The sequence below is a fragment of the Heyndrickxia coagulans DSM 1 = ATCC 7050 genome, from assembly GCF_000290615.1.
GTDB lineage: Bacteria > Bacillota > Bacilli > Bacillales > Bacillaceae_C > Weizmannia > Weizmannia coagulans.
Genome location: NZ_ALAS01000274.1, coordinates 1 through 7733, shown reverse-complemented (window position 1 = coordinate 7733; position 7733 = coordinate 1). Strand labels below are relative to the sequence as shown.

Below are 7733 nucleotides of genomic sequence, written 5' to 3'. Positions count from 1 at the left end.
AAATGCCAGTGGCATTGTGGGTGGCCGATAGACAGTTGCCCCGTCACTGCCACTGGCCATACAACCGACATTGAAGGTGGCTGCGGACACTCTTCTAAATAAACCAATCCTTCTTCATCTACTGTATCTTTTGCTTGGTTGAGGACTTCATTACGATACTTCTCTACTTCTACTTTTGGATCAGTACGGCTAATAGAGATATTTTCTTGGACTCCATGCATCACATAATCTATATGAGCAGCCGGATCTGTTGTGGTTAAATGAACACGATGTCCTTTTTCAGCCAACCCAACTGCAATCACAGAAGCAATTGTTGTTTTTCCTACGCCGCCTTTACCCATTGTGAAAATTACGCGCTTCCTTGACTCTGATAAGTCATCAATCAACGTTTTTAAAGCTGGAACGTGCAATGACTTTGTTTCATCTGCCGGTACAACCCTTGTCTGTTCAAAGGTGAATAACTTACGGATGTTTTCTACTCCGGCGATATTAAATGGCACTAACGGAATTTCAAATGTTTGCAATCCTTTTAACTCATTTGGCATCTGTTCCAATGCATGAACTTGTCGAGTAAAGAAAGCAGAAGAAACCTCATCATTTTTAACGAAATCCTTCATCACACCATTAATAAGAAGATACTGATTTTTCAACCCAATCTCTCGTAACTCTTTGGATGCTCGTGCCGCTTCTTGAAGCGGAGAGCCGTCAGGACGAGTCACAAGAAGCAAGGTTGTTTTCTCTGGATTCGCTAGTACCTCTACACTTTGTTCATACATTCTCTTCTTAGCGCTTAGTCCCGCTAACGGACCTAAACAAGAGGCGCCATGTGTACTTTCTTCTAGAAATCCACTCCATGCAGCGGGCAACTGCAACAATCGCAACGTATGTCCTGTTGGAGCCGTATCAAAAATAATATGATCAAATTGTACAGTAAGTTCCTTGTTCGTCAATAATGTAGAAAACTCATTGAAGGCTGCAATTTCAACGGTACATGCACCTGATAGTTGCTCCTCCATGGAGGCGATAACGGTTTCTGGCAACTTTCCTCTATATGGTCCAATTACTTTTTCTTTATATTCATTTGCCGCTGTTTCCGTATCAAGATTGGCAGCAAATAAATTTGGGACATTCGGAATAGCGGTAGGTTTATTTTGCAGCTCTACTTCAAACACATCTTGTAAATTAGACGCGGGATCTGTGCTTACAAGCAATACTTGTTTTCCCCTATCTGCTAACGCAATAGCCGTTGCACACGCCGTTGATGTTTTCCCTACTCCACCTTTTCCCGTAAAGAATAAAAAGGGAGTGAAATCCATGGATCGAGGGTTAAACAAAGTGGTCATGTCGATTCACTTCTTCCGTTATTTTTTCACATTGAGGCTTAAGTGAACTTTTGGTTTTTGGCTTAATTCTTCTTCTGTCATACCCGTTAATTCTGATAACTCAGCAATAGTTGGATATCCTTTTTCTTTTATAACTTCACCATCCACTAAAACGACCGGTAATACATCTGGTCCTTTTTCTGTCAGTAGTTTACTGATGATTTCGTTTGCTACAAAAGCATCTGGTTCGCTTCCAAGGTTATAACGTACAATATCAATTCCTTTATTCTTCAAATTGTTAACTGCTATGGAAATACGGATTAATTCCGGGTCTATACTTGGACCACAAATCCCTGTTGGACAGCACATTGCTGGATCAAAGATTTCAATTTTTCTCATGATTTCCCCTCCTGTAAAACCAGCCGAGAAGAATCTTCTCGGCTGTCATTCAGTCTTATTCGCCTGTTTCCGCAAATTTTTTGATGCGTGCGCCAATTTCATCGCGTACACGTTGGAATACAGCCCATTTCTCTTCGTCTGTGCCTTCTGCTTTTGCTGGATCTTCAAACCCCCAATGAACCCGTTTTACTTGAGGCGGTGTCATCGGACATCTCTCATCTGCATCGCCACAAAGAGTGACAACCAGATCGGCATGATTTAAGTATTCCGGATCAATCAGTTTGGACTTTTGATTGGAAATATCAATACCCACTTCTTTCATTGCTTTTACTGCATTGGGATTTAAGCCATGTGCTTCAATTCCGGCACTTTGAACCTCCCACTCATCACCAAGATATTTTTTTGCCCATCCTTCTGCCATTTGGCTGCGGCAAGAGTTACCTGTGCATAAGAAGTAAATTTTCTTTTTGTTTTTCATGTTTCATTCCACCTTTGTTGTTAGTAATATACTGATTCTGCTTTGAAATATTTTCGTTGAAACCATAATGCCACGTTAACCAAAGCAATCATGACAGGTACTTCCACAAGTGGTCCAATCACGGCTGCAAATGCTGCACCAGAATGAATCCCAAACACGCCAACAGCTACGGCAATCGCTAACTCAAAGTTATTACTGCCGGCTGTAAAGGCAAGTGTAGTGGTTACAGGATAGCTCGCTCCAATTTTCTTCCCTAAGAAGAAGGAAACGAAGAACATCAACACAAAGTAAATGAACAATGGAATTGCAACTCTCACTACATCCAACGGCAAGCTTACGATAACGTCTCCTTTTAAAGAGAACATGACAATAATCGTAAACAATAAAGAAATCAATGTAATCGGGCTGATTTTTGGAATGAATACTTTTTCATACCATTGTCTACCCTTTGCTTTTATCAACACAAAGCGCGTCAACATTCCACCAATAAATGGGGTCCCTAAGTAAATGAACACCGACTTAGCGACTTCAATCATTGTAATATTAACGATAGCACCTTTTAATCGTAACCATTCTGGAATAATTGTCACAAACACATACGCATAAACAGAGAAAAATAACATTTGGAATACAGAGTTAAACGCCACAAGTCCAGCTGCGTACTCTGTATCTCCTTTCGCCAAATCATTCCAGACAATTACCATAGCAATACAACGTGCAAGACCAATCATGATGAGTCCGACCATGTATTCCGGTTTATCCGGCAAGAATACGATCGCCAACACAAACATAAGAATCGGTCCAATAATCCAGTTTTGTACGAGCGATAACACTAATACTCTCACATCTTTAAAGACGCGCCCAATCTCCTCATAACGAACTTTTGCTAACGGAGGATACATCATTAAAATTAAGCCAATTGCAATTGGAATCGATGTGGTTCCTACCTGCAAACTGTTCATTCCGTCTACAAAGCCCGGAAAGACGAATCCTAAGCCAATTCCTGATGCCATAGCAAGGAAAATCCAAATCGTTAGGTATCGATCCAAGAACGATAGACGTTTTTTCCCCGTATTATTCATTTTTTCCCTCCCAATTTCATTATTAGGTTAACAACCACAACGGAGCGTAGGGTTGTTTTCCTCAATCTTACGAATATTTTCTGTTTGATCTGGAACGTGTTGCAGAATATCTTGGATGAAATCATATAACTCATTTCGTGGATTGAGGGAATAATAAATCCACTGTCCTCTTCTATCCTCTTTGACTAATCCTAAATCTTTTAATTTACGAAGATGCTGACTAATAGACGGCTGACTCATGTCAAACACTTCAAGAAGCTCACATACACAACACTCACGTTGTTTTAAAATTGCCATGATCGTTAAACGTGTTTTATCACCAAGCAACTTTAAAACGTGTGATGCTTTTTCAATTTCCACTACTGTTTTTTGCATGGGAACACCTCCTCTTCTTGTATGATTATATAAATATTTACTTATATATGAACCAAAAAGAAAGATGATACTTCTAAATCACTTTATTTGTAATTTTGCTCATCTCAAACTAAATAAATAATGTTACATCTTCATATCCACGACATGGATATTGTAGTATAACCATTTACTTACTCTTACCTTTAATAAGTATATAACTACATACTTATATAAAACAAGAAGAAAAAACGACTTTAACATAATCTTTACAATTCAAACGAAAGTATGAAAGTAGGTAAACAAGCCGGGTCCTTTTTCCGTTAATAAACGCTGCACGGCTTGATTATCGAAAATACATCCGGCTCATTGGCAAGATTATTATTGTTTAATCGGATACCTTGTTTTCTCGATGACATAGATAGCAGACGAGGTTCTTGATAATTCAGGATCGACACTCGGATGTAGCCGTCAAGTAAAATTGAACACTTTTTGCTAATTAATTTTGAACACTTTTTTTCATAAAAATGGATGATCGATGTTTCATGCGATAGCTGTCATCGTTCCTAAAATGGATGACTTCTGCTCGGTGTAATAATCTGTCCAAAATAGCTGTCGTAATACCTGGATCCCCCAATAGTTCACCCCATTCATTTGGGCCCTTATTAGAAGTTAGAATGACAGAAGCATTGTCATACAAGTCGTTAATTAAATGGAAAAACAAATTTGCCTCCCGTGAATCCATGGCCATGAACATCAAGTCATCAATGATGACCAGGTTTGAATCCCGGATGCGCTTCATTCTTGTTTGCGATTTTCGGGTAACATCTTCCGTCTTCAATGTTTGGATAAGCTGCCCCATGGAGATAAAAGAAACTTTGTAGCCCTGATGAATTGCCTCTATCCCTAATCCCGTTGCCAAATGTGTTTTTCCTACTCCAGGCGGTCCCAGAATAATTAAATTAAAAAGCTGATCAAGCCATGTGAATTCTTTTAACTGATTGATCTGTCTCCTACTTAGCGATTGTTGCTCGTCTACTTGGAATGCATCTATTGTCTTGTAAAACGGAAACGTTGCCCATTTTAATCGTTTTTCAATCAATTTCTCATCTCGGCGTTCCAACTCATAGCTAGTCAGATGTTCCAGAAAAGTGCGGTATGTCCAATCTTGTGATTCAGCTTCTTGAATCAGAGATGGCAAATGATTTGCCGTCTCTGATAATCGCAATGTTCGAAGCTGCTGCTGAAGTGTTTTTTGCAAGAAAAAAGTGCAGAGTATTGCAGTATATAAATTCGTTTATACCGCATAAAAATTCAATCTGAATTCTCGCTATTAAGGGCTTGACATGGAGCCTCTGCAGCCATGATTCTTTTGCCAAGCGGCCAGCTGTAACAGATTTGGCAAACCCAAACAGGTTATCATGGCTACCCCTCCATGTAAAGCCCCTCTGCATAACCATTTGCATAGAAATTTTGCACATCTCTGCACTTTAATTTTGCAATAAACAGCTGAAGTTGTTCAAGTGACTGTGTCATACTTTGTTGCTCCTTTCAACACATCCAAATATTGTGCTAATTCCCGGTTCTCCGGCTGTGTATCCAGAAGTGAAGGTTCTATGCCATGCAATGCCTTAATCTCCTCTTCTGCCCGTTTAAATTCCTCTTTTTGTTGCTGCTGTCGCTGAATGAATGCCAGTACGTCACTATATTCACTCGCACTGTATATCCCACGTTTGATGCATTCGCACAATGCTTCATCCCTAGTTCTTTGATCAGAATCTTTAGACATCTTTAAAACGATTCCCAGCTGATCCCGAACATAACGTGGATATCTGTGATGAATTTCTTCCAGAAAAGCTTTAGCCCTTTCTTCATCTGTAAAATACGAAGATACAGTGGAAATATACGCAGCTATCCCTTTAGTACGATCTCGTGTGTGCTGCCTATCTTGTATAAGTTTTCCTCTCTCGAATGAAATGATATGGTTGGCAATAACTGGCCCATCTGTTTGTTCACGTATTACCAGACGATTCTCAGCTGTTATTTCAATATAGACATCTTTATCTTTTTGATAGGTTCCGAGAGGAACCGAATAGCGATTGGATTGATAGACGATCGTATTGTCCTTACGCACTGTTCTTGTTATACTAGAGTTAATACTTGTAGTAGTAATTTCTTTGATAACCGGTTTGAGGTGTTGCTTTTCCAATGTAAACACTTCAACTGGCCTTTTTTTGTTGTATTATGCACTTTTCGGTTCCCAGTCCTCTCCAGCCAGGATATGCAGCTTTCATTCCATTGATCAATATTTTGAAAGATGCGGTGTTTGGCGAAATTGCCCTTCACATAACCAACGACATTCTCAATTCGCCCTTTGCTTTCCGGGTCAGCTTTTCTGCAGAAATAGACCTTCAATTTTCTCGCTTCCCGATAAGACTGAAATTCCTTTGTCAGAATTAAATCTCCCGCATTCTCGTTTACCATGAGCAGGGCATCCTGATCATATACCAGTTCATCGGTCATCCCTCCAAAGTATTGGAAAGCGTGCTCATGCATACGAATCATATCTTTTGTCGTAAAAGGCCTGTCCAGCCATTCAACATACTTATATCTAGAATGCGATAACACAAAGCTTATAAAATACAATTTTACACATTTACCTTGAGGCGTTTTCTGATTGGTTTTCCCGAAGTCTACCTGAGCTTGTTGCCCCATTGGCGGGTCAGGTATCGCTTGATAAACCCGTTGATGTGTCTCTTTTGGTATGGCATATTTTTCACGAAGTTCTTTGACATAACTACGTACCGTACTTTCCCCAACAATTAGTTTAGGGTAGTGCTCCATCAACCAATCATGGATCTGTGCCGAAGACACATCTGGGTTTTCACTCAGCCAAGTATGAATAATCATTTCATAAGCACTTGCTTCTTGGTACCGTTTAGGCCAATCGGCAAGTAGGGGCCATATTTAATATCAGATTGCCAAAGTTGATTCCGATACCTCTTTTGAAATCTTCTCGCTGCCACTCCTGACTGGGAATAAAGCCGCATTTGCCGAGAACTGTATCCTCTTTCCGATAGCTTGTCTTGAAGGGTTGAGCGCTTGATTTGCCCTGGTTCTGCAAGACCTTCCCATTCAAGGATCTGTATGATTTGCGACACACTTCGGCTGGGGATCTCCCTTCTAAGCAGAATAGCTTGTTCGATAATATGTGACGGGATTGTCCCAATCTTCATTTGAGACTGCTTTCCTTTTGGCTTCAATCCTGAAAATCCTTCTTTTCGAAATTGCGTTAAATAACGTCTGATCGTCCTTTCGGAAAGACCGGAGGCCTTACAAATTTGTTCCTTTAGTTCCTTTGCTTTTCCGGCATCCAACCCCTCCGCCAATAAAGGAGAAATAAGTTGGAACCTTTGGGCTGCAATTTCATCTGCTTTTTTATGATCCATTCATGATAGACTCCTTTCCTCTTTATCTATCATGAGTGTAAATTAACCCCCACCGGACAAGAATGCAGAACGGGTATGTATCCATAAATAAAAATTTACAAGGGGCCGGACAACACGTGCCAGCCATCCGGATTCATTGCCCACCAATCCCTCTAATCTTTGGAGTGCGGTCCCTGCAGTTTCGGGCAAAACTTCAAGGTCTTCCCCATCTTGTTGGGTCTGACGTTTAATGGAAACAAGACAATGGATCCAGTATTCTACATAAAAATAAAACCAGTCTAGCCAACGATAAAGGGTTGATTCATCTGCCGGAACATCATGGTTGGATGGATTAGTTAAAACCATTTCAATACATTTTGCTTTATATCTTTTATAAGGCACCAGAAACTCTGGGAGTTCGTGATGAATCTTTCCGCATTGTTCACATCGCAACCGCCGGATATTATAAATATGCTTCTTTCCGGATCTATCAATGGCTTTTCGATCTCTTGTCCCAATAACCTTCATATGTTTACCACAACAAGGGGAAGGAACTTTTTTCGCACCCCTAACCAAAAATTCCAAGGTATGTGTAAAATTTTACTCGAAGGGGCAAATGAGTGGAAAAAAATGGGAAGACACTCTATCATCTAAATGTACACCTTGAATGAAC

At 40.1% G+C, this 7733-nt stretch carries 9 protein-coding genes and 1 pseudogene; all 10 read right to left on the bottom strand.

The window, feature by feature from the left end; genetic code table 11:
- A partial coding sequence (locus IC21_RS14640; RefSeq protein WP_235801126.1) for a TRC40/GET3/ArsA family transport-energizing ATPase occupies nucleotides 1–1343 on the bottom strand: 1343 nt, incomplete at its 3' end.
- 18 nt (nucleotides 1344–1361) lie between these two features.
- Nucleotides 1362–1721 (bottom strand): arsenite efflux transporter metallochaperone ArsD, encoded by a 360-nt coding sequence (arsD, locus tag IC21_RS14635; protein ID WP_029143074.1) that lies wholly within the window; start codon nucleotides 1719–1721, stop codon nucleotides 1362–1364.
- 55 nt (nucleotides 1722–1776) lie between these two features.
- Nucleotides 1777–2199, bottom strand: a complete 423-nt coding sequence (gene arsC / locus IC21_RS14630) for an arsenate reductase (thioredoxin) (protein WP_017552541.1) — start codon at nucleotides 2197–2199, stop codon at nucleotides 1777–1779.
- Nucleotides 2200–2219: 20 nt separating this feature from the next.
- A complete protein-coding gene (arsB, locus tag IC21_RS14625) occupies nucleotides 2220–3281 on the bottom strand; it encodes an ACR3 family arsenite efflux transporter (protein WP_017552540.1) in 1062 nt (353 codons plus the stop codon).
- Between the two features lie 27 nt (nucleotides 3282–3308).
- Nucleotides 3309–3656 (bottom strand): ArsR/SmtB family transcription factor, encoded by a 348-nt coding sequence (locus IC21_RS14620; RefSeq protein WP_017552539.1) that lies wholly within the window; start codon nucleotides 3654–3656, stop codon nucleotides 3309–3311.
- Nucleotides 3657–4131: 475 nt separating this feature from the next.
- Nucleotides 4132–4893, bottom strand: a complete 762-nt coding sequence (gene istB, locus IC21_RS14615; RefSeq protein ID WP_035181095.1) for an IS21-like element helper ATPase IstB — start codon at nucleotides 4891–4893, stop codon at nucleotides 4132–4134.
- A 258-nt stretch (nucleotides 4894–5151) separates the two neighbouring features.
- Nucleotides 5152–5841, bottom strand: a complete 690-nt coding sequence (locus IC21_RS17470; protein WP_235801125.1) for a Mu transposase domain-containing protein — start codon at nucleotides 5839–5841, stop codon at nucleotides 5152–5154.
- Nucleotides 5775–6542, bottom strand: a complete 768-nt coding sequence (locus IC21_RS17465; RefSeq protein ID WP_235801124.1) for a DDE-type integrase/transposase/recombinase — start codon at nucleotides 6540–6542, stop codon at nucleotides 5775–5777. The genes IC21_RS17470 and IC21_RS17465 overlap by 67 nt, the downstream gene beginning before the upstream one ends.
- Before the next feature lie 2 nt (nucleotides 6543–6544).
- A pseudogene (locus IC21_RS14605) lies at nucleotides 6545–7081 on the bottom strand (helix-turn-helix domain-containing protein); the annotation flags it as partial.
- A gap of 42 nt (nucleotides 7082–7123) precedes the next feature.
- Nucleotides 7124–7636, bottom strand: a complete 513-nt coding sequence (locus IC21_RS14600) for a DUF6431 domain-containing protein (RefSeq protein WP_258435362.1) — start codon at nucleotides 7634–7636, stop codon at nucleotides 7124–7126.
- Between the last annotated feature and the right edge of the window lie 97 nt (nucleotides 7637–7733).

Coding starts and splice junctions, on each gene's coding strand:
- arsB (WP_017552540.1), bottom strand. CDS start 3,281: ATGAATAATACGGGGAAAAAACGTCTATCGTTCTTGGATCGATACCTA.
- arsC (WP_017552541.1), bottom strand. CDS start 2,199: ATGAAAAACAAAAAGAAAATTTACTTCTTATGCACAGGTAACTCTTGC.
- arsD (WP_029143074.1), bottom strand. CDS start 1,721: ATGAGAAAAATTGAAATCTTTGATCCAGCAATGTGCTGTCCAACAGGG.
- IC21_RS17465 (WP_235801124.1), bottom strand. CDS start 6,542: ATGATTATTCATACTTGGCTGAGTGAAAACCCAGATGTGTCTTCGGCA.
- IC21_RS14620 (WP_017552539.1), bottom strand. CDS start 3,656: ATGCAAAAAACAGTAGTGGAAATTGAAAAAGCATCACACGTTTTAAAG.